This is a genomic window from Acinetobacter gyllenbergii CIP 110306 = MTCC 11365 (assembly GCF_000413855.1).
Classification (GTDB): domain Bacteria; phylum Pseudomonadota; class Gammaproteobacteria; order Pseudomonadales; family Moraxellaceae; genus Acinetobacter; species Acinetobacter gyllenbergii.
Genome location: NZ_ATGG01000014.1, coordinates 11,942 through 32,941 on the forward strand (window position 1 = coordinate 11,942; position 21,000 = coordinate 32,941).

The 21,000-nt window shown below is 42.5% G+C and carries 18 protein-coding genes; 14 read left to right on the top strand and 4 right to left on the bottom strand.

Going from position 1 to position 21,000, the window contains the following annotated elements; genetic code table 11:
- The first annotated feature begins 15 nt into the window (after nucleotides 1-15).
- Nucleotides 16-2,439, top strand: coding sequence for a glucose/quinate/shikimate family membrane-bound PQQ-dependent dehydrogenase (locus tag F957_RS10915; RefSeq protein WP_016542911.1), 2,424 nt, complete (start codon nucleotides 16-18; stop codon nucleotides 2,437-2,439).
- A gap of 61 nt (nucleotides 2,440-2,500) precedes the next feature.
- Here the strand turns inward: F957_RS10915 and F957_RS10910 are convergent, their stop codons facing one another.
- Nucleotides 2,501-3,625 carry a linear amide C-N hydrolase gene (locus tag F957_RS10910; protein WP_016542912.1) on the bottom strand — a complete coding sequence of 375 codons (1,125 nt, stop codon included), beginning with the start codon at nucleotides 3,623-3,625 and terminating at the stop codon, nucleotides 2,501-2,503.
- Between the two features lie 346 nt (nucleotides 3,626-3,971).
- On the opposite strand from F957_RS10910, the gene uraD reads away from it, so the two are divergent.
- The 5 genes from uraD to F957_RS10885 all read left to right on the top strand — a co-directional run bounded on the left by uraD (nucleotide 3,972) and on the right by F957_RS10885 (nucleotide 9,112).
- Complete coding sequence (uraD, locus tag F957_RS10905) at nucleotides 3,972-4,472, top strand: 2-oxo-4-hydroxy-4-carboxy-5-ureidoimidazoline decarboxylase (RefSeq protein WP_005274437.1); 501 nt, start codon at nucleotides 3,972-3,974, stop codon at nucleotides 4,470-4,472.
- On the top strand, nucleotides 4,472-4,807 hold the full coding sequence (uraH, locus tag F957_RS10900) for a hydroxyisourate hydrolase (protein ID WP_016542913.1): 336 nt from the start codon (nucleotides 4,472-4,474) through the stop codon (nucleotides 4,805-4,807). The genes uraD and uraH overlap by 1 nt, the downstream gene beginning before the upstream one ends.
- A gap of 50 nt (nucleotides 4,808-4,857) precedes the next feature.
- Nucleotides 4,858-6,225 (top strand): nucleobase:cation symporter-2 family protein, encoded by a 1,368-nt coding sequence (locus tag F957_RS10895; protein ID WP_016542914.1) that lies wholly within the window; start codon nucleotides 4,858-4,860, stop codon nucleotides 6,223-6,225.
- A gap of 200 nt (nucleotides 6,226-6,425) precedes the next feature.
- Nucleotides 6,426-7,721, top strand: a complete 1,296-nt coding sequence (locus F957_RS10890; RefSeq protein ID WP_016542915.1) for a hypothetical protein — start codon at nucleotides 6,426-6,428, stop codon at nucleotides 7,719-7,721.
- Between the two features lie 17 nt (nucleotides 7,722-7,738).
- Nucleotides 7,739-9,112: an 8-oxoguanine deaminase gene (locus F957_RS10885; RefSeq protein ID WP_016660330.1), complete on the top strand. Its 1,374-nt coding sequence runs from the start codon at nucleotides 7,739-7,741 to the stop codon at nucleotides 9,110-9,112.
- 52 nt (nucleotides 9,113-9,164) lie between these two features.
- Here the strand turns inward: F957_RS10885 and hpxO are convergent, their stop codons facing one another.
- Both hpxO and F957_RS10875 read right to left on the bottom strand, forming a co-directional pair.
- On the bottom strand, nucleotides 9,165-10,322 hold the full coding sequence (gene hpxO, locus F957_RS10880) for an FAD-dependent urate hydroxylase HpxO (RefSeq protein WP_016542917.1): 1,158 nt from the start codon (nucleotides 10,320-10,322) through the stop codon (nucleotides 9,165-9,167).
- Between the two features lie 444 nt (nucleotides 10,323-10,766).
- Entirely contained in the window at nucleotides 10,767-11,480 is a 714-nt protein-coding gene (locus F957_RS10875; RefSeq protein WP_016542918.1) for a FadR/GntR family transcriptional regulator, read from the bottom strand.
- Nucleotides 11,481-11,644: 164 nt separating this feature from the next.
- Between F957_RS10875 and alc the strand changes: the two genes are divergently transcribed.
- The 3 genes from alc to F957_RS10860 all read left to right on the top strand — a co-directional run bounded on the left by alc (nucleotide 11,645) and on the right by F957_RS10860 (nucleotide 14,336).
- Nucleotides 11,645-12,658, top strand: a complete 1,014-nt coding sequence (alc, locus tag F957_RS10870) for an allantoicase (protein WP_016542919.1) — start codon at nucleotides 11,645-11,647, stop codon at nucleotides 12,656-12,658.
- 199 nt (nucleotides 12,659-12,857) lie between these two features.
- Nucleotides 12,858-13,394, top strand: coding sequence for an ureidoglycolate lyase (locus F957_RS10865; RefSeq protein WP_016542920.1), 537 nt, complete (start codon nucleotides 12,858-12,860; stop codon nucleotides 13,392-13,394).
- 150 nt (nucleotides 13,395-13,544) lie between these two features.
- Nucleotides 13,545-14,336 (top strand): hypothetical protein, encoded by a 792-nt coding sequence (locus F957_RS10860; RefSeq protein ID WP_016542921.1) that lies wholly within the window; start codon nucleotides 13,545-13,547, stop codon nucleotides 14,334-14,336.
- Between the two features lie 93 nt (nucleotides 14,337-14,429).
- On the opposite strand, the gene F957_RS10855 is transcribed toward F957_RS10860, so the two are convergent.
- Complete coding sequence (locus F957_RS10855; RefSeq protein ID WP_016542922.1) at nucleotides 14,430-15,443, bottom strand: isopenicillin N synthase family dioxygenase; 1,014 nt, start codon at nucleotides 15,441-15,443, stop codon at nucleotides 14,430-14,432.
- Nucleotides 15,444-15,808: 365 nt separating this feature from the next.
- Here F957_RS10855 and F957_RS10850 point away from each other — a divergent pair, with 365 nt between their 5' ends.
- From F957_RS10850 to F957_RS10830, 5 genes are all read left to right on the top strand, one after another.
- Entirely contained in the window at nucleotides 15,809-16,264 is a 456-nt protein-coding gene (locus tag F957_RS10850) for a hypothetical protein (RefSeq protein ID WP_016660331.1), read from the top strand.
- A gap of 440 nt (nucleotides 16,265-16,704) precedes the next feature.
- Nucleotides 16,705-17,697, top strand: coding sequence for an ABC transporter substrate-binding protein (locus F957_RS10845; protein WP_016542925.1), 993 nt, complete (start codon nucleotides 16,705-16,707; stop codon nucleotides 17,695-17,697).
- A gap of 77 nt (nucleotides 17,698-17,774) precedes the next feature.
- Nucleotides 17,775-18,596 (top strand): ABC transporter ATP-binding protein, encoded by an 822-nt coding sequence (locus tag F957_RS10840; RefSeq protein ID WP_016542926.1) that lies wholly within the window; start codon nucleotides 17,775-17,777, stop codon nucleotides 18,594-18,596.
- Nucleotides 18,589-19,383, top strand: coding sequence for an ABC transporter permease (locus F957_RS10835; protein ID WP_016542927.1), 795 nt, complete (start codon nucleotides 18,589-18,591; stop codon nucleotides 19,381-19,383). The genes F957_RS10840 and F957_RS10835 overlap by 8 nt, the downstream gene beginning before the upstream one ends.
- Nucleotides 19,380-20,834 carry an amidohydrolase family protein gene (locus F957_RS10830; protein ID WP_016542928.1) on the top strand — a complete coding sequence of 485 codons (1,455 nt, stop codon included), beginning with the start codon at nucleotides 19,380-19,382 and terminating at the stop codon, nucleotides 20,832-20,834. The genes F957_RS10835 and F957_RS10830 overlap by 4 nt, the downstream gene beginning before the upstream one ends.
- The last annotated feature ends 166 nt before the right edge of the window (nucleotides 20,835-21,000 follow it).

Below are 21,000 nucleotides of genomic sequence, written 5' to 3' on the forward strand. Positions count from 1 at the left end.
ATAGGAGAATGAGCGATGACTGAAACTTCAAGCTCACAGACCATACTCAAAATATGGTGCTTTATTTTGGCCTTAGTTTTGTTACTCACGGGCTTGTTTTTTACAGTCGGTGGGTTTCAACTCGCGACGTTGGGTGGATCATGGTATTTCGTGATCTCGGGTGTATTCACGCTGATCTCTGCTGTTTTTATTTTTAAGAAAAAAGCGCTGGGTGTCTGGTTATTCAGTCTGGTTTTTGTAGGAACGATCATCTGGTCATTGATTGATGCGGGTTGGGAATTCTGGCCTTTATTTTCAAGACTGATGTTCCCAGCTGGCTTATTTGCCGCGCTGATGTTTACTTTACCTGCCATTCGCCGTTATCAATTTCAGCCGAGTGCAGATCTACCTGCTTATGGTTTGGGAATATTGACGGTTATCGGCATGGTGATTGGTTTTTATCAGATGTTCCAGCCACATCCAACGGTTGCTGCCTCTGGTCAGGCCTTGCCTTTGGTTCCTGTGAAAACTGATATGAAACAGACCAACTGGCAGCATTATGGTCAAGATTCAGGGGGGAGCCGTTTTGCTGCATTGGATCAGATCACACGAGATAATGTACATCAATTAAAAGAGGTCTGGCGTTTCCGAACGGGTGATTTCACCACAGGTTCGGGAAATGGTGCAGAAGACCAAATGACACCATTACAAGTGGGTAATAAGATTTTCTTATGTACGCCGCATAACAATATTTTTGCCTTGGAAGCGGACTCTGGTAAACAACTTTGGAAAGCAGAAATCAATTCCAAGTCGGATGCATGGGAACGTTGCCGTGGTGTTGCTTATTTTGATTCTACCCAAGCCTTGGTTCAGCCAACTCTGGCTGGAGCGACACAGGTAAAAGCGGCGGCAAATAATACTTCATGCTTACGTCGAGTCTATACCAATACACCAGATGGTCGCTTAATCGCAGTCAATGCAGATACTGGCGAACGTTGTAAAGATTTTGGTGTAGAGGGAACAGTAGATCTTCTGAAAGGTCTAGGTGAGGGCACCACTGCACCACGTTTTGAGGTGACATCTGCGCCAACCATTGCAGGAACTGTAATTGTGGTGGGTAGCCGTATTGCCGATAATTTTGCCGCAGATATGCCGGGTGGGGTGATTCGTGCATACGATGTCATTACAGGTGAATTACGTTGGGCCTTTGATCCACGTAATCCAGATCCAAACTATGTGTTGAAGGATGGTGAAACCTATAAGCGCAGTTCTGCCAACTCTTGGGCAGCGATGTCTTATGATCCACAAATGAACACGGTATTCTTGCCAATGGGTAGCTCATCTGTTGATGTCTGGGGCGGTAATCGTCAACCTTTAGACCATAAATATAATTCATCCGTACTGGCTTTAGATGCGACCACAGGCAAGGAAAAGTGGGTCTATCAGACCGTTCATAATGACCTTTGGGATTTTGATTTGCCAATGCAACCCAGCTTGGTGGATTTCCCAATGCAAGATGGCAGCAATAAACCTGCTGTGGTGATTGGCACCAAATCAGGTCAGTTCTTTGTCTTGGATCGTGTCACAGGCCAACCACTCACCAAAGTGATTGAGCAGCCAGTGAAACCTGCCGATATCAAAGGTGAGCAATACAGCCCGACTCAACCACGTTCGGTGGAAATGCCACAGATTGGCAATCAAACCTTAACCGAATCGGATATGTGGGGTGCAACGCCATTTGACCAACTAATGTGTCGAATTAACTTTAAATCGATGCGTTATGAAGGTTTATTTACTGCACCTGGCAAAGATAAATCCTTAAGTTTCCCAGGTTCTTTGGGCGGCATGAACTGGGGCAGTATTGCCTTTGATCCAAGCCATCAATATATGTTCGTCAATGACATGCGCTTAGGCTTATGGATTCAGTTGATTGAACAAACCCCAGAAGACTTGGCTGTTCAGGCCAATGGTGGTGAAAAAGTCAATACGGGTATGGGTGCGGTGCCAATGAAAGGAACACCTTACAAAGTCAATAAAGATCGTTTCTGGTCGAAATTGATGATTCCTTGTCAAAAACCACCATATGGCACCATGACGGCAGTGGATATGAAAACCCGTCAGGTGGCGTGGCAAGTACCTATGGGAACCGTGCAGGATACTGGCCCAATGGGAATCAAAATGGGTTTACCTGTTCCAATTGGCATGCCGACCATTGGTGGTCCAATGGCAACTCAAGGTGGGGTGGTATTCTTTGCCGCAACTCAGGATTATTACTTGCGTGCATTGGATTCGTCTTCGGGCAAAGAGTTATGGAAAGCGCGTTTACCTGTAGGGAGTCAAGCGACACCAATCAGCTATGTATCTCCAAAAAATGGCAAACAGTATGTGCTGATTACTGCGGGCGGTGCACGTCAGTCGCCTGATCATGGTGATTATGTGATTGCATATAGTTTGAATTAAGCTGAAATTGAAATAAACAAAACGGCAATCTTAGTGATTGCCGTTTTTTATTGATTTGATCTTAAGCCGTCGCCTTTAACATGGGCATATCTGTCGCATCAGAAATCACAGCAAATTGTGGTTGAGCATTTTGCCCCAGTTGGTAATCCGAGAAGTTAATTTGCCAAAAACCTAAGCTTGCGGTTGTTGCGATATAGAAAACCTGATTGCTGTGATCACGAACAATTTCCCATTGAGTATAGTCACCTTTGATATTGCCAGTTTGGTCAATGCATTGTTCGCGAGTAACATAGATGCCTTTAATCACATTCATTACATGGGCAATCGCGGCAGTATTACTTGGGCGTTGTGTTTGATTTAACCAAGGAATAGAGTAATTCAGCGTAAAAGCTGTACGTAAGAATCGATCAGAAGGCAATGCGGAAGAAGAGAGCCCGATTGAACCACCACCATTACCCGCTTTATTCACATTGAGACCAATGATGGTCTGGCTGTCCGTTTCAACATTGGTAACGCCCAGATAATTTTCCAAGTTGGTACGATGCCATTCAATAAATGGGGTATTGGTCATGACCCCAATATCGGTATTGTCGGTAATCGATAATTGCCCATCACGAAATTCAAGCACCAGACTTGCGCCCGTTTTATCGTGAAACTGGAAATGAATTGGGATTAAGTTTTTGAGTTCATCTGTATGATTAAACTCGCTGTGCTCAGAAAATTGTAGCGGATCCCAAAAATATAAGACTTCCCCTAGCGAAGTGGGCTGTCCTTGTTGAATGGCGTATAAATCTTTTTTTAAGGTTTCAACTGAGTTGTAGTTAGACGCAGCCCAGCCACAAATATCCAACGCGGAAATCAATTTGGCATTTGGTGGTGCATCAGTTTTTTTAGGATAACGGGAAGGTGGTAACCAAAGTGCAGCTGCCGAAAATCCTTCTGTATTCATGGCATCACATAGTTTGGTATCAAGCAGATTTAAAGGGAGCTTAATCCCAATCCCCATAAAACCATATTTTGCAGTCCAGTGATAAGTTGGTGTATTCGGACTTAAGCTATCAATTGCCTTTAAGGGCGTTGCCAATGGGATTGCAGCCAGTTGCCAAGTAAAGGTGGCGGCAAAATCCATAGTACGTCCAGAGATGCGATAGCCTGTTGCTTGAGGTAGAATAAACTCGGTACACATATTATTTTCTCTTTTGATTATTAGAATAAATCATGATTTTTGGTTTTTATTTGATCTTAAATTATTATGTAAGTGCTCTAAATATATAAGATCGTTTGAGCATTTAAAAAACTAGCAGAGGATATTTTGATAGTCAAATAGTTTTAATATAAATATAGGGTTCTATTTTTAAATATTATTTTAAATAAAAATAAATAATTAGATGCTGTATTTTCTAGTTTAAATCATTCGTACATTACAGTCAGAAAGTCGATATTGCGTGTGGGTAAGTAGAGTTGGCATATTCATTGCTTCATTTACGATATCTGGTCAGACCAGTCAGACAATGCGTTAAATTGGAGCAGCGATGCAACTCGAAACTTTCAATCAGCTAGATTCAGATGCGGCCAAACGGGTTTTGCAAGGCTGTGTGCACATTCCCAATTGGATTTCTGAACTGCTACAGCAACGTCCATACAGCTCTAAAGAACAGCTTTATCAAACTGCGCTTGCACAAGCGCAAACCTGGCAATGGCCTGAAATTTCTGCGGCCTTGGCGCAACATCCACGTATTGGTGAGAAAAAAGCGGCAGCGGTGTTGTCTGAAAAAGAACAGCAGTTTTCTCAGCAAGAGCAAGGGCAGATCCAAACCGATGCAGTGCTGCAACTGGCACTTTATCAGGGCAATTTAGATTATGAGCACAAATTTGGGCATATCTATCTGATTCGTGCAGCAGGGCGTTCTGGGCAACAGATACTGTCTGAGCTGCAACGCAGACTCAAAAACACAGCAGAACAAGAGCAAGCCGAAGTGAAGCAGCAATTAGGGGAAATTGCACTGCTTCGTTTAAATCAGGAGATTCAATAATGGCGGGTATCAGCACACATATTTTAAATGCATCACTGGGTCAGCCTGCGTCAAAGGTTCTAGTGAAATTACTGCAGCAAGTGGATCAAGGCTATGTGTTATTAGATCAGCAAGTTACCGATGCCGATGGTCGTATTAAAACATTCAACCTCGAGGTATTTGTGCAGAGCAATTACCAATTAATTTTTGAAGTTGCCGATTATTTTCAAGCTTTAAATACCGAAAGTTTTTATCCACGCGTATGTATTGATTTTAAGGTCGCTGATATTCAACAGCACTATCACGTGCCGTTATTAATCAGTCCGTTTTCATATTCAACCTATCGTGGCAGCTAAACCAATTCAAGCAATGTGGACATTATGAATTTAATTTGAGGAATTAACCCATGCAGCAAGACAACCTAGACCGTGAGGCTCACGGATCAGCAGAACATCAATATTTAGGCATGAACAAAAACCTGATTTATGGTTTGCAACATGTCTTGACTATGTATGGCGGCATCATTGCACCGCCGCTCATTATTGGTGCTGCGGCGGGCTTGCAAGCCTCTGAAATTGGACTATTGGTGGCGGCTGCATTATTTGTTGGGGGAATTGCCACCGTTTTACAAACCGTTGGTTTCAAGCATTTCGGGGCGAAATTGCCGATTGTTCAGGGCGTCTCTTTCGCAGGTGTCGCCACGATTCTCGCCATTGTAACCACAGGTGGTGGTTTGGCCTCGGCGTTTGGTGCTGTGATTGTGGCGTCGATCATTGGCCTGTTGCTTACGCCATTTTTCGCAAAAATCATCCGTTTTTTCCCACCCGTGGTGACGGGTTGTGTGATTACCATGATCGGTATTTCGCTGACGCCTGTGGCAATCCGCTGGATTATGGGCGGCAATCCAAAAGCTGAAAACTGGGGGGATCCAGCCAATGTCGGTTTGGCATTAATGACCTTAGCGATTGTGATTATTTTTAGTATGTTACGCAGTCAAATCTTGCGTCGGCTTGCGATTTTGATTGCCATTGTGTTGGGAACCGTGCTGGCTTATTTTGCAGGATTCACTGATTTTTCCAATGTCGGTTCAGGCTCTATCTTTGCTTTGCCGAGCTTTTTCCACTTTGGTTCTCCTGTCTTTGAGTTTTCTGCCATTCTTTCCATGGTGATTGTGACCTTGGTGGTGATGACGGAAACCACCGCAGATATTATTGCGATTGGTGAAATCGTGGGCAGCAAAGTCGATTCTAAACGGATAGGGGATGGTTTACGTGCCGACATGTTATCGAGTGCAATCTCACCGATCTTTGGTTCATTTATGCAAACGGCATTTGCACAGAATGTTGGACTGGTGGTAATTACTGGAATTAAAAGCCGATTCGTGGTGGCAACTGCAGGCGGAATTCTGATTGTTTTAGGTTTGCTGCCGATTGTGGGGCGTTTAGTCGCATCCATTCCGATGCCCGTATTAGGCGGAGCGGGGATTGTCCTGTTTGGAACAGTCGCAGCCAGTGGAATTCGCACTTTAGCGAAAGTGGATTATAACGAGCATAAGAACCTGATTATTGTCGCGACCTCATTGGCGATCGGCATGATTCCGATTGTAAACCATGAGTTTTATGCACAATTTCCTGTTTCTGTGCAGATGTTATTACACTCTGGGATCAGTTCGACCTGTATCACTGCAATTCTACTGAACATCATTTTCAATCATCTTCCATTCACTAAAAAATCAGTGGAAGTGGCAAGCTTGCCCTTAAACTCAGGGCATTAATCATCACGGATTCAGGCTTGAATGTTCAAACTGAATCCTGCTTTTTACCTGCACATCGTTAAAAGTCGCTTATTTAATTTTGAATAGGTCTGGGGGCGTTTTTGGCTTTAAAAAAGTGCAAAGCAAGATTTTTAAAGCATCAGCAGGTCGGTTTTAAAGGTTTTAAATCAATTTTTAGATCAAAGATCTAGGGGATATCTATGCAAAAAATTCGCTTAACATTGGTTGCTTTCGCAGTCGCTATGGGGACAACATTACCAGCATGGGCTGCCGATACCAGCTTAAATGCTTTATTTAATCTGCAACAAGATTGTCAGCCTCAGGACAATTCAATTGAATCGATCTCTGCTGTATTGGCCTGTGGCAGTGTGCATGGCGTGGTCAAGTCTACGTATTATTCACTCAATAATGGTTATTTTGTGAATAATTTAAATCAAGATACCACGGTGATTGGCGGCTATATCAAATATGAAACAGCGCCTTTTTATGGGGTACAGGCAGGGGTTGGCTATGATATTCAGCGTCGCTTGGATGAAAAAAACAAGAATGATGAAGTCTCTGAATTAAAAGAAGATCGTGATGGTTTAGCAGAAGCCTATCTGACGTGGAAAAATGATTTGGCGCGGGTGACCGTCGGTAATCAGCGTCTCAATTTGCCTTTTATGGGAGATTATGCGGACCGCCGTGTCTTGATGTTCTTATATCAAGCTGCGGATGTACAGATCGGGAATAACAATGATTTCCTGCGCCTGACCAAAGTGAATAAATATAAAAGTTATGCAGAAGATGAGTTCACCAAAAGCTCACGTCAAAACCCAAACTTGCAAACTGATGGAGTCTGGTCGATTGGTGCAGGGAAACGTTTTGCATTAGCGGATGATAAGACCCTAAAAACCCAACTGTGGTATCAGGATTATGATGATTATCTGCGTTTGATCTATACCCAAGCGGATCTGGCATTTCCAAAATTGAATTATGCTCCTGAATTGTCACTGCAATATATGTCTGGCAAGGATCAGGGCAAGGCACTTGCAGGCGAGATCATTAGTCAGGTTTGGGGTGTTCAAGCTGCGTTGAAAGTTTTACCGGCTGCCAGTTTGAAGCTGGCCTATAACTATATTAAGCCCGATCAAAAGAGCTATTTAAATGGTGCGCTGCTTATGCCTTATGCCAGTCAGACATCGTCTGGTGAAATCTTTGCACAACCTTTTTTTACCAGTACCCAAGATCTAGGCGCGGGCAATGCCTTGATGCTGTCTTTGGAGGGCAAACTCACCGATCAAGTGATTGCAGGGGCACGTTATTCATTTATGGATTTAAAAGAGGCAGAAAATGTCGCCAGTCGAAACCAATCTGAATACATGCTGTTTGGCATTTATAACTTCACGGGTGCTTTGAAAGGTTTTAGTGTCAGTAATTTTGCGGGGATTCAGACATCACCGCGCTATGACAAGAATTTCTTACAAAACCGTTTTGCACTGAGCTACAAATTTTAAAGGACGAGGTAATGACAATGATGGCCAGCTTAAATAGCCGTTCAAGAATCTGGATTAAACAACCACTCGCAATTTATACCGCGAATCAACTCGATGCGAGTAATGGCTTGGTGATTGAAAATAATAAAATCATTGAGGTTTTGGCAAAGGATCAGCAACCCAGTCTGCCTTGTGATGAGATATTCGATGCCAAAGATGTGGTGGTGATTCCTGGCTTGGTAAATAGCCACCATCATTTTTATCAAACCTTGACTCGAGCTTGGGCACCTGTGGTTAATCTCCCTTTATTTCCATGGTTGGTTAATCTGTATCCGGTATGGGCACGTCTAAATCCAGAGCAGTTACATGTCGCGACTCAAGTGGCTTTGGCCGAGTTGTTGTTATCGGGCTGTACCTTTGCTGCGGATCATCATTATTTATTCCCGCAACAATTGACCGATGCGATTGATATTCAAGTTAATGCCGCACAGCAATTGGGAATGCGGGTGATGTTAACCCGAGGTTCGATGAGTCTTGGACAAGAACAGGGTGGTTTACCGCCACAGCATACCGTGCAAAGTATGGAGGTCATTTTAAGGGACAGTGAACGCTTGGTGCAGACCTATCATCAACGCGGGGATAATGGCATGGTCAATATTGCTTTGGCTCCATGCTCACCCTTTTCGGTGACACAGGAGATTATGCGAGAAAGCGCGCAACTCGCTCAGACACTGGATGTTCGATTGCATACACACCTCGCAGAAACCTTGGATGAGGAAAGCTTCTGTCTGGAAAAGTTTGGCATGCGCACGGTGGATTATTTAGAACACGTGGGTTGGCTAAATGAACGGACTTGGTTAGCACATGGTATTCATTTTAATGCAGATGAAATTCAGCGTTTAGGGCAGGCAGGTGTGGGAATCTGTCATTGTCCACATTCCAATATGCGCCTCGCCTCAGGGATTTGCCCAACCCTCGATTTAATGCAGACAGGTGCCAATGTGGGGCTGGGCGTTGATGGTTCCGCCTCTGGAGATGCTTCAAATTTAATTCTGGAAGTTCGTCAGGCCATGTATTTACAACGTTTAAAATACGGTGCTGAAAGGATTACTCCTGAGTTGGCCTTGCATTGGGGAACCCTCGGTTCCGCACAGCTATTAGGGCGTGGACAGCATTTAGGACAATTTGCGCCTGAGTATCAGGCCGATTTAGCCTGTTATAAGCTCGATGAATTGAAATTCTCAGGCAGTCATGACCCAATTGCAGCCTTGCTCTTGTGTGGTGCGGATAAAGCGGAACATGTGATGGTCGCAGGCCAGTGGCGAGTCAAACATGGCGAGATTCAAGGGCTTGATTTAGAAGAACTGAAAGCAAAACATCGTGCTGCAGCGAAAGCCTTATTGGCGGCTTAAGAAATCGTGATTGATTTAAAGGAGGGGGGCTGATAAGCGCCCCTTTTTTAATTTAATCGAGTGGATTGCCAATAATATTACTGATAATCCCTTGCATGATATGTGAGCCTTGCTCTTGGTACAGCGATTGATACCATTCTTCAGTCACTTGAGGATCTTTCATATGGGTGACATCGCAACGCTTACGGGCTCGGAGCACCATTTCTTTGGTACGATCATTGCGCTTGTTTTGATAACGCGCCAATGCATCCTCTAAACCAAAGGTATTGATTTGTAAGGCGCGGGCGAGGTAAATCGCATCTTCCATGGCTTGACAGCCGCCTTGTCCGATATCTGGGGTGGTGCTATGAGCTGCATCACCGAGTAGCACCACACGTCCTCTATAAAAATCCATAAACGGTTCAATGTCATGAATTTCGACACGATTGGTTTTTTGCGCATTTAAACGTTCAATCAGTTTTTGTACAGGTTCACACCAACCGCTGAAATGGGATTTCAGGTCTTGCTTATACTGTTCACGCTGATTTTCCAAACCAGCCGCTAGCGGCACATCAAAGAAAAAATAGAAACGATTTTGGGCAACGGGCATCAGTGAAACACGCTTACCTTCACCGATATACGTCGTCCATTGCATGGCAGGTGCAATCGCTTCATCAATATCAACCAAACCATTCCAATTCACATAACCTGCATAGCGACGTTCAACTTGGTAACCGAGGACAAATTTTCGGGTGAGCGAATGTGTGCCATCTGCACCAATCAGTAAATCGGCTGTAATTTGTGAGCCATCCTGAAAATGAAGGGTGACATCATCTTGATGGCTTTCAATCTCGGTCATTTTCATGCCCAGCTTGATATCTTCCAGACCAAATTGCTGCATTAATAATTGTTGTAGATCAGCTCGGGCGACAGGATAGGCACGTTGTCCGACTTCTTTATATAATGGTGATAAGCTAAATTGAGTCATGGTTTGTTGGCTCAGTCCATCCACATAAGCCAAAGATTCCATTTGCCCACCAAGCGCCTGAATTTGATCGGTTAAGCCCAGATAATTGAGGCACTTCACCCCATTTGACCACAGTGAAATAGCGGCACCGACGGGTAAGATTTCGGCAGCTTGTTCATAGATCGTGACCTGATGACCAAATTTTTTTAAAGCGATACCAGCAGTCAAACCGCCCATACCTGCACCTACAATCGCAATATTCATTGTTCAGACCCTAAAATATAAATAAGTTTCTAAACAGTTCTAAGCGAGAAGTGTGCCAATTTTAGCAACTGGTTTTACTGGTCATACCAGATAATTTGCTTTATTAAAAAGCAAAAATAGAAAGGCTGCATGGATATGGTTCAAAGCATGGGGCAAAGTGGTGCATTAGTAAAAGTTCAAGTTTTTATCTAAAACACAAGTAAGATTTTTCTTAAACGAGTGTGATTGCGAAAGGATACATATGTTTAAAACACATTATAAATAATTTGCTTCGGTAGACTTTAATACGATAGTTTTTTACTTTACTTTTGAAGGATCAAAAGTAACAAAAATCCTTTGTTTAGCTGATGGTACTTCCCTGATACCACAGCTAAACAGGCGGCATCCATGCCGCCAGTCACGATAGTAAATAGATGCTTATATTCAAATTAAATAAGGAACTTTTTAAACATTCTCATGCCGAGAAAAGTACACACCCGCCCGTTGTGCAGCACCAATAATATGCGCTTGCATGGCTTTTTCAGCCGCAGCTGCATCCTGATGAAATAAGGCTTGCAGAATTAACTCATGTTCTTGAATAGTTTTAAATGCCAGATTAGGTTGAACAAAAGGTAGGATCTGACTTTTTTTAATCCATTCAGTATGCATTTTAAGTGTTTGAATAATTGATTGATTATGGCTAAGTTCAATAATGTGCTGATGAAAAGCATAATCAAACTCAGAGGCTGCCTGCCAGTTTTGTTCTTTGATTGCACTGGCAAGGGACTGGTAGTGTTGCTGCAGGGTCGACTTATCCTGTTCGGTTAAATATTCACATGCAAGCAGGGCACAGAAACCTTCCAGTACATAACGTAATTGATAGAAATCTTTAAGCGAAACACGGTGTTCGCCATCCCATTGTTCTGCGGCTTGGCTATGCTGTGAAATCACATAAACCCCTTTACCCGCCTTGATTTCCAATAAGCCTAAAGCGGCAAGACGGGTTAATGCCTCACGTAAAGAAGCACGACTGATTCCCAACTGGAGCGCAAGATCACGTTGCGAGGGTAAGGCAGAGCCGACTGCATACGTATTTTGTTGAATGCGTTGATGAATCACTTCCACCGCTTGCTCAGTCACCTGAGATGATTTTCCATTGAGCATCGCCTGTGGACTCATCAGCAACACACCTTAAATATAAAAATAAACAGTTTGATTCTACACAAAATTTATCTTTTTGTTGGCGCTGTTGATTAAAAATAGCTATATTTTTAATAACAGGTCAGACCAGTTGGACTGGATCTTGCATAATAGAATAGAAATGAAACCTTCAGGAATGATCAATGACAGTGCATGTTGCTAAAACCGTAGCTTTACCGACCCATTTGCAGGCGTCCACCAATCTTGCTGATGCCAGAATTGGTGCAAGTATCGTCAGTTGTTCTGATGAGTTTTTTGCAGAAGCGGCAAGAATGTTGCAAAGCACACCCGCTCAATTCATTGAAGGAAAATATGATGACAATGGCAAATGGATGGATGGGTGGGAAACGCGACGTAAACGTGAGTCTGGTTATGATTGGTGTATTGTTCGTTTAGGTGCAACAGGGACTGTATCTGGATTTGATATTGATACCTCATTCTTTACAGGTAATTATCCAGCCTCTGCTTCTATTGAGGGCTGCTATGCACCAGATAATCAATTAGAAGGTATCACTTGGACGACGTTATTAGAAAATTCGGTTTTATCTCCAGATCAGCATCATTTTTTCGACTGCGCTGCTCAGAAAATTACCCATATTCGCATTAATATTTTCCCTGATGGCGGTATTGCCCGTTTAAGAGTCTATGGCCGTGTGCTGCTCGAAAATGTCGATACAACCCAGCAGATGGATTTGATTGGTTTAAAAAATGGCGGGCGTATTGTGGCCTTTAGCGATGCGCATTTTGGCCATCCGAATAATTTACTCAGCCCTGATCGTGGTTTAAATATGGGCGATGGTTGGGAGACCAAACGTCGCCGTGCTCCTGGTTTTGACTGGTGCATTATTGCCTTGGGACAAACCGGGCAGATTGAAAAAATTGACGTCGATACCACGTATTTTAAAGGGAATTTTCCCGCTTTTTGTTCGATTCAAGCCGCTTATGTTGAAGATGCGACTGATGCGCAACTTATTCCGCAGAGTATGTTTTGGCCTTTTTTATTGGAACAGCAGCCTTTGAGCATGGACAATATTCATGAATATGTTGCAGAAGTGCTTCAACATCAAAAAGTGAATTATATCCGCGTCAATATGATTCCCGATGGCGGGATTAGCCGGATTCGTTTATGGGGGAAAGCGGCACTGGTTGCAAAATGATTTTTCAGGGGTTTAAGGGGCGAAGCCCCTTAGCACACCCTCAAAAACCAATGGCGCAGCCATTGGTTTTTGAGCTTTTGATTTTAATTTGATTGCATAATCTGTAGTTATTTTTAAGCAAAATAAAGCAACAGCGCAAAAGTTGCCTTGCGCGACAGTGTTGCTCACGCGATGCAACTGATCTAAAGAGAATCAACCTATGCATGAAAAAAATATTGAAATTCGGCCTTTAACTCAAGACAGTTTTGCTGCTTTTGGTGATGTGATTGAAAAGAGCAATAAAGACTTTATCCCGATTAATCAAGGACTCACTGAACGCTATCACGCCTTATCTCTGGCACAGGTATCAGGGGATCAGGTCGCCGTCGGAATGAGTATTTTTCATAATCTGTTTGCAACTCCAATTCCATTTCAGATTGAGATGTTAGAACGACATCCTTATGGTTCACAGTCTTTTATTCCATTACAGCAACAGAAGTTTATTGTTGTTGTGGCGTTGCCTTTTGATCAAGCGCGACCTGATGAGCAACGGATTCAAGCTTTTATCAGTAATGGGCAGCAGGGAGTTACCTACCATCAAGGGGTATGGCATCATCCTTTAATTACTTTGGAAGCAAATAGTGATTTTCTCGTGGTTGATCGTATTGGGGGTGGCAGTAATTGCGATGTCCATCATTTATCTCAATCGCGCTGGATCACTGAAGCTTTAGTACAGTCAGAGATCGTGAATCTCTGACTGTATAAATTTTATAAAAAGAAGATATGTACATTTAAAATGTTGGAGGGTTGCTCATTTTAATTTAGAATTCTCGATTCTATGAATATTCGCGTATCTTTATTATTTTCTAATTAAGATTTTTATATAAAACATAAATATTGATTTTCTATGTCAACAAAACGTTATGTAGCAAGAGAATTGCTTGGGCAGTACACAAAGCAAAAGAAGCAAGAAAAATTAGAACAAAGGCGCTTAGCGCTTGAACAACGAGCTAAAGAAAAAAGAAAAGCGAAAGTACAGATTGCTTTTTTGATTATCGTATTCATTTTACCGTTATTTTTATTTCCAGCATATCCACGCAATCAGTGGCAGTATGAGATTTATCATTATATTACAGAGCAGATGTTGATTACGGTGGGAACCAAAGGTCCTCTGCCATTTTTTACTATTCTTTCAAGTATTTATTATACGATTATAACATCTGTTTTCGGCGGTTATTTGTGTTTTCTATTTATTAAGAGAGTGGGTTTGGGCAAGGTGTTTCAGGAAAAAATTTATAGTAAATTTTTTCAGGCCGAGTTTGATGCATCGAAGAAATATCCATGGCTGGAGAAACCATTAATTAAAAAAACGATTGTTTCAGGGATGTTTTTCTTTTGTTTTTTAATGGGTATGATCCATTTTCTTTTGGATGATATTTCCTTTCAGGATGGTAGCCGTAGAGGTGCGCTTATCCAGTTAAGTTATAATTATCGGATTGGTGTGCTTTTATGGGAAAGTGCTTTTAGTGTCTTTACGATATTCCCATTTTTCTATTTCGGTTTTTTATTCATTTATCTTGTTAACTATTTTTTCCGAGGATTAGGTACTGGAAAAATTATTATGCCCCCAAAAAAGACACCTAAAAAAACCAAGAATAGATCTAGAAAAAGATCAGAAACGAGAAAAATAAATCGATAATTTTTTAATAGCAGACAGAGACAATTTGCCTCTGTCTACAATGAATTAACGATTAATAGGATTCGAAAATTAGTTCAAACCCTATCTAAATAATTAGTATTTCCCTTTAAAATTCGCACTGATGCGTTGTTTTAAATATTCCTTCGCTGTAATTGCTGGATATTTCTGTTGTGGGCTTTCGATCAGCACATCTTCATTGGCTTGGCAGAAGAACGCCAGACTATAACGTGCTCCTTGGTATTCATCTGCTTCTGGATTTTTGACTCGGTGGAAATTAGATGGTAATTGATCATCACTCCAACGCATCAACATATCGCCGATATTACAGGTGATAACATCATCCCGTGGTTCGATACTGGTCCATTGTTGTTGTTCCATATCTTTACCTGGACAGACTTGCAGACCACCTTGACCATTACGTTGGAACAATAAGGTTAAACAATCAAAATCGGTATGTGCGCCTGCACGCCATAGACCTAATTGATCTTTTAAAGCTGGATCAATGGCATAGTAATGCAGCATTCTTAAAGTGCTTTGATAACTGTCTTGTTCAGGATCATGGGCAAGGCTAAAGAAGTTATCAGCAAAACCCAGTTTATAAGCAAAACAGGAGAGTATTTTCATACCCACATGCCAACACGCATGTTCAAATTCAAGCATGGTATTTTTAAAGTCAGGTAGCTCTTGCTCTGTTGGATAAAGCCCATCCATACGTGGACGAGTAATTTGGTAGGATTCTTTTTGGTCTGGGGTACTGGTCGATGGACGGACTTGGGCCTTACTTTCCCAACCTGCATTTCGATGGAGTGGGTAGCGTGCTTTGACTGGTTCAGGCAGAGCAAAAAACTGTTGTGTCATGTCAAATGCAGTTTGAATCTGCTCAAGTGGAATACCATGATGCGAGACCTGAAAGAAACCAATATCAGTGGCAGCCGCCCAGAGTTGTTCCGCAATTTCATATTTACGTTGTTCAAAGTCAGATAAATCAATCACTCGAACTTCGCGTTCAAAGGTTTCTTGACCCAAAGCTCCCATACGCGCTTCTTTTTGCAGTTCTTCTAAGCTGTAGTCATGTTCAGCGATTGGAGTCATATTGGCGCTATTCATATTTCAACCTCATCTTTTGGATAAACCGTGACCCAATCAAATAGATTGAAAGAGACGGGGCCACATTCAAAAAAGAGCCGCACTTTTTCCATAAGAGAAAGCTTTATAAAAAAGTGAGCTGATTTCTGAGCAATGACCCGCATAGCAGTCGATGTGACGGACTATGCTGAACGCTTCTACTCTGACAGAAAGAATGAAGCACTTTTTGTGCCAGTTTATAAAGTGAAATAGATTGATGCTAAGATTGGCCTAAATTTTGAGCTATGTTGAATGGTTTAGTTCGGGGTGTGTTTCATTTAAATATAAGGCGTCAATCGGGCGTAGAATAAAACCAAGAGCTAGGCTATCTGCAATACAGGACAGTAATGAGTGTATTTAATCGGCATACAATAAATTGCCCACCATTTGGATTATTGAAATATGGCAGTGCACATTGGCTGGGAGAGGTTGAACTTGATGCATTCGAAGAGATGCTTAGAGTTATTGTTCGAGCAAAACGTGATGGTCCAACAGATGCGCAGATTGCAGCAATGACGCGTTTGCTTTCTGATGTTGCGACCATCAAGACATTGGCAAGTAAGGCAATGGTTGATGTTTTTGTGGATTGTGAACTTCTTCCACGCGACTTTGGTTCTGATGTGCATCATATCTGGCAGTATCTTTCCCCTTGTGAAATAGAGGTCTCCGATGAAAATTATTTTGGCGGTGGTGATAATCGGATCAATATAATGATTCTTTTTGAGTCACCACAACATTTGGATTTTTTACCCGCTATAGTGACGATTGATGGGTACTTTGAGGAATGTATTTCGGGAACTTGATGGCGACTTATTTTTTTAAATCTAATTTCAGAATGATTGTCGACATGTAACCTCGTTATTTAAAAGATCAATTTATTCGGTCGCATAGTTCATTTAGAGTGCATCTGTACTTACTTAACGCACCATTAAACTGCATACAAAACCAAAGACTCAATGCAGTTGATTCATCTAAAAATAACTAATAATAAATCCAACCTAGAGAATTGCTATAAAAAACAAGATCAAATCAATCTTGGCACAGAGCTTGCTAAATCATGATTGAGTATAAGCGGTCAGTATGTTGCAAACATACGGGACATTGCTCTACAGCATTTGCTGTTCCTCTTTTGGGGACAAAGCCAATTGATTTTTTGGTTTTGAGAGAAATGTGTAGCTTATACATTGATTGACCCCCTAAAAAGAACAGCAAGATGAATCCATACAGATTTAGGGGTCTTAATATGAATATTCAGCACTATGTGGGCAAAGGGCGACGTACTGTTATCGCGGGCGCGTTATTAGGGCTAGGTACAGTGCTCAGCTCAACCAGTTTTGCAGCCGATAAACTGGTTTTACAAACTACTTGGTTTGCACAAGCCGAGCAAGGGGGATATTACCAAGCACTGGCACAAGGAATTTATAAAAAATACGGGCTTGATGTCGATATTAAAATTGGTGGCCCACAGGTCAATAACATGACCTTATTATTGTCAAAACGTGCCGACATTATTATTAATTATGATCTACAGGTCTTAAAAGGCATCGAAAGTAACTTTCCCATCAAAGCGGTGGCAGCACCATTTCAATTTGATCCACAAGGTGTGTTAACTCACAGCGATGTAAAGTCTTTGGCCGATCTCAAAAGCAAAACCATTCTAGTCTCGACCAGCGGACAAGCAAGCTGGTGGCCTTGGTTAAAAGGCAAATATAAATTAGATGCCGCGCAGGCACGCCCTTATACCTTCAATATGCAGCCATTCTTAGCAGGCAAAAATGTAGTCCAGCAAGCCTATGCCACCTCGGAAGTGTTTCAGGCGAAAAAAGCAGAACCATCAAGTAATTTCTTTTTATTTGCTGATGCGGGTTATCCAGCCTATGGCGGCATTTTAGTGACTCGCAATGATGTCATTCAAAATAAACCTGATGTACTGCGCCGTTTTGTTCAGGCATCGATGGAAGGATGGAAAAACTATTTAGCTGATCCACGTTTGGGCAATAGCATCATTAAAAAAGAAAACCCGAATATGAATGATGAACTGCTGACTTTTGCGGTCGGGCAAATGCGCAAATTAAAACTGATTGATGGTGGAGATGCTAAGACCCAAGGCATTGGCGTGATGACAGACGCACGTTGGAAAGCAACCCGAGATTTTATGGTGAACGCAGGTTTACTCAAAGCCCAAACCAATTGGAAAGCCGCTTATACCACGCAGTTTGTTAAAGCTGCCAAATAATCTTAGATACTTGCCTGAAAAGTAAGTCAGGGTGAAAGGGTGAACAAAATAGGGCACTCGCACGAAGGGGAAACCACATGAATTCTGCTTTACCAATTGATACACCAATACATGAATCTTCAACCTTTATCACGCCGATGATTATGGCGAGAGGCGTTGAAAAAACCTATCCCAATGGCACCAATGCCTTACAGCGACTGGATTTAAATATTGCCCGCGGTGAAATTGTTTCATTACTGGGACCGTCAGGTTGCGGTAAAAGTACCTTGCTAAAAATGTTTGCCGATCTGGAACAGCCTTCAGCAGGTTTGGTACGCTGGAATGGCAAGGCTGAAATGCAATCTCAATGTAAAATGGCCATGGTGTTTCAGGAAGCAACACTGATGCCGTGGGCCAATATTGAAGACAATGTGCGTTTACCTTTGGATTTACAGCATATTGCCAAATCAACCAGTACACCCAAAGTCCAAGCTGCTTTAAAAGCCGTTGGTTTAGAGAAATTCGGCAAAGTTTATCCGCGTGAACTTTCGGGTGGCATGCAAATGCGTGCCTCTTTGGCTAGAGCCTTGGTGACTGAACCTGATCTATTACTGATGGATGAACCTTTTGGCGCATTGGATGAGTTTACCCGCCATAAACTCGACAGTGATATCCGTCAATTATGGTCTGAACGAGATCTCACGGTGGTATTTGTTACGCATAGTATTTACGAAGCGGTGTATCTGTCTTCACGGGTCATTGTGATGGGTGCACGACCAGGACGTGTAGTGGCAGATTTAAATATTAATGGGCCTTATCAACGCGATGAGTCTTTCCGAAGCTCAGACATTTTTATTCAACAATGTTCGCATCTATCGCAATTATTGGCTGAGGCAAGCGGAGGACATGATCATGATTAAACCATTGCTACAACATCCAACGGTACAACGTATTGCCGCTCCATTGGGGCTTGGTCTGATTTTTCTCATGTTTTGGCAACTGAGTTTTCAACAACTGGAAGTGCCTGTTTATGTCGTACCTAAACCTAGTGATATTGTCATGGCGCTGATTAATCAGTCTAGTGTGCTATTCAGTAGTTTATGGGTAACTTTAAAAATCACTTTATTGGCTTTTGTCTGCGCTGTGATCATTGGCACATTGATCGCTTTTGTATTTGTACAAAGTCGTGTGCTCGAAGCCTGTTTTATGCCGTATGCCATTTTATTTCAGGTCACACCGATTGTTGCAATCGCACCTCTGGTCATCATCTGGATTCAAAATACCACTTTGGCTTTGGTGGTGTGTGCCATGTTAGTCGCGGTTTTTCCAATACTGACCAATACCACCTTGGGTCTGCGTAGTGTCAATAAAGGTTTGCTCAATCTTTTTCAAATCAATAAAGCCAGTCGCTGGCAAATTCTAATGCGTTTACGTGTGCCGAATGCTTTGCCTTATTTCTTTGGTGGCTTACGGATTTCCTGTGGCTTGGCGTTAATTGGTGCTGTAGTTTCCGAGTTTGTTGCAGGTGCGGGTGGAACCAGTGCAGGCTTGGCTTATCAAATCTTACAAGCAGGATTTCAGTTGGATTTACCGTTGATGTTTGCTGCATTATTCCTGATTACCTGTACGGGTCTGGGCTTATTTGTCGTCATGTCTTTATTAAGCCAGTTGTTTTTAAGCAAATGGCATGAGAGTGAGCAAGTATGAGTTCAGTGACTTTAAATAATAGCTATTTAATTCAAAATGCCTATGCCATTTTGACTGGTTTAACTGGTGAAGCAGCACGTTGCACATCCACCGATATCCGCATCCAATCAGGACAAATTACGGAAATAGGACGGTTGAGCACTCAGCCGAATGAGCAGATTGTCGATGCCAAAGATTGTGTGATTTATCCAGCATGGGTGAATACCCATCATCATTTATTTCAGTCTTTACTCAAGGGTGAACCACAAGGACTGAATCAAAATCTGACTTCGTGGTTGGCATGTACGCCGTATCGGTTCCGTGGTGCATTCGATGAAGCGACTTTTCGGATTGCTGTACGTATTGGTTTGATTGAATTATTACGTTCAGGTTGTGCAACGGTAGCAGACCATCATTATTTATATTGGCCGCACATGCCGTTTGATGGTGCTGCAATTTTATTTGATGAAGCCGAAAAATTGGGTATGCGCTTTGTGCTGTGTCGTGGTGGTGCAACACTTACCCGTGGTTTGGAAAGTGAGTTGCCTCAAGCCTTACGTCCAGAGAAATTTGAAGACTATATGGCGGATATTGAGCGTTTAGTGCAGCACTATCATCAACCAGAATCAGATGCTTTCCGAAAAATCGTGATGGCACCCACTTCAACTTTGCATTCGACCACAGCACAGCAGTTGCGTGAAAGTGCCAAAATCGCCAGACAATTGGGGATTCGGATGCATAGCCATTTATCTGAAACGGTGGATTATCTGGATGCAGCTAGAGCTAAGTTTGCTATGACCCCAGTCCAGTTCTGTGCTGAACAGGACTGGATTGGCAATGATGTGTGGTTTGCACATCTGGTGAAATTATTGCCAGAAGAAATTCAGTTGTTGGGCCAAACTCAAACAGGCATTGCGCATTGCCCTCAGAGTAATGCTCGTTTGGGTAGCGGTATTGCTGATCTGGTTGCTTTGGAACAGGCAGGTATGACCATTTCGATTGGGGTTGATGGTGCGGGTTCCAATGAAGCCGCAGATATGTTGTCTGAAACCCATGCCGCTTGGTTATTACAACGGGCCAGAAAAGGGATGTTGGCGAGACCACAATATGAGGGAGGACAATTTGAAGGTGGCGCAGATGCTGCTAGTATTGAGGATGTGATCCGTTGGGGAACGGTAGGTGGTGCGAAGATATTAGGACTCGATCAAGTCGGTACAATTGAGGTGGGGCAACAGGCTGATTTGGTCATTTATCAGTTAGATGATCCTCGTTATTTTGGCTTGCATGATATGGCGATTGGACCTGTGGCAAGTGGCGGACGAGCGCATATTAAGGCCATGTTTGTAGCAGGGAAAATGGTGATGGAAAATGATCAGATTCCTGATCTGGATATGATGGAGTTGGCTTGGCAAGCTAAGCAAGCGGTGAAGCTATTACAACAGCGAAGTATGGACATGGCAAAAATAGCCTAAGCTAAAGTTGAGATATTGTAGCAGGGGAAACTCATCGCATTTGCGGGTATCTTTAAGTATTCATTCAACTAAGTCCAGCGAGTAATAAAAAAACCTAGGCATATCATCAGTTGCCAGATTGGAATCTATTATAGACAAGATACAAGGTTTTATCGTTCATCAAATG

Excerpts from the sequence above, each read along its gene's own strand:
- F957_RS10915 (WP_016542911.1), top strand. The coding sequence starts at position 16 with ATGACTGAAACTTCAAGCTCACAGACCATACTCAAAATATGGTGCTTT.
- F957_RS10910 (WP_016542912.1), bottom strand. The coding sequence starts at position 3,625 with ATGTGTACCGAGTTTATTCTACCTCAAGCAACAGGCTATCGCATCTCT.
- uraD (WP_005274437.1), top strand. The coding sequence starts at position 3,972 with ATGCAACTCGAAACTTTCAATCAGCTAGATTCAGATGCGGCCAAACGG.
- uraH (WP_016542913.1), top strand. The coding sequence starts at position 4,472 with ATGGCGGGTATCAGCACACATATTTTAAATGCATCACTGGGTCAGCCT.
- F957_RS10895 (WP_016542914.1), top strand. The coding sequence starts at position 4,858 with ATGCAGCAAGACAACCTAGACCGTGAGGCTCACGGATCAGCAGAACAT.
- F957_RS10890 (WP_016542915.1), top strand. The coding sequence starts at position 6,426 with ATGCAAAAAATTCGCTTAACATTGGTTGCTTTCGCAGTCGCTATGGGG.
- F957_RS10885 (WP_016660330.1), top strand. The coding sequence starts at position 7,739 with ATGATGGCCAGCTTAAATAGCCGTTCAAGAATCTGGATTAAACAACCA.
- hpxO (WP_016542917.1), bottom strand. The coding sequence starts at position 10,322 with ATGAATATTGCGATTGTAGGTGCAGGTATGGGCGGTTTGACTGCTGGT.
- F957_RS10875 (WP_016542918.1), bottom strand. The coding sequence starts at position 11,480 with ATGAGTCCACAGGCGATGCTCAATGGAAAATCATCTCAGGTGACTGAG.
- alc (WP_016542919.1), top strand. The coding sequence starts at position 11,645 with ATGACAGTGCATGTTGCTAAAACCGTAGCTTTACCGACCCATTTGCAG.
- F957_RS10865 (WP_016542920.1), top strand. The coding sequence starts at position 12,858 with ATGCATGAAAAAAATATTGAAATTCGGCCTTTAACTCAAGACAGTTTT.
- F957_RS10860 (WP_016542921.1), top strand. The coding sequence starts at position 13,545 with ATGTCAACAAAACGTTATGTAGCAAGAGAATTGCTTGGGCAGTACACA.
- F957_RS10855 (WP_016542922.1), bottom strand. The coding sequence starts at position 15,443 with ATGAATAGCGCCAATATGACTCCAATCGCTGAACATGACTACAGCTTA.
- F957_RS10850 (WP_016660331.1), top strand. The coding sequence starts at position 15,809 with ATGAGTGTATTTAATCGGCATACAATAAATTGCCCACCATTTGGATTA.
- F957_RS10845 (WP_016542925.1), top strand. The coding sequence starts at position 16,705 with ATGAATATTCAGCACTATGTGGGCAAAGGGCGACGTACTGTTATCGCG.
- F957_RS10840 (WP_016542926.1), top strand. The coding sequence starts at position 17,775 with ATGAATTCTGCTTTACCAATTGATACACCAATACATGAATCTTCAACC.
- F957_RS10835 (WP_016542927.1), top strand. The coding sequence starts at position 18,589 with ATGATTAAACCATTGCTACAACATCCAACGGTACAACGTATTGCCGCT.
- F957_RS10830 (WP_016542928.1), top strand. The coding sequence starts at position 19,380 with ATGAGTTCAGTGACTTTAAATAATAGCTATTTAATTCAAAATGCCTAT.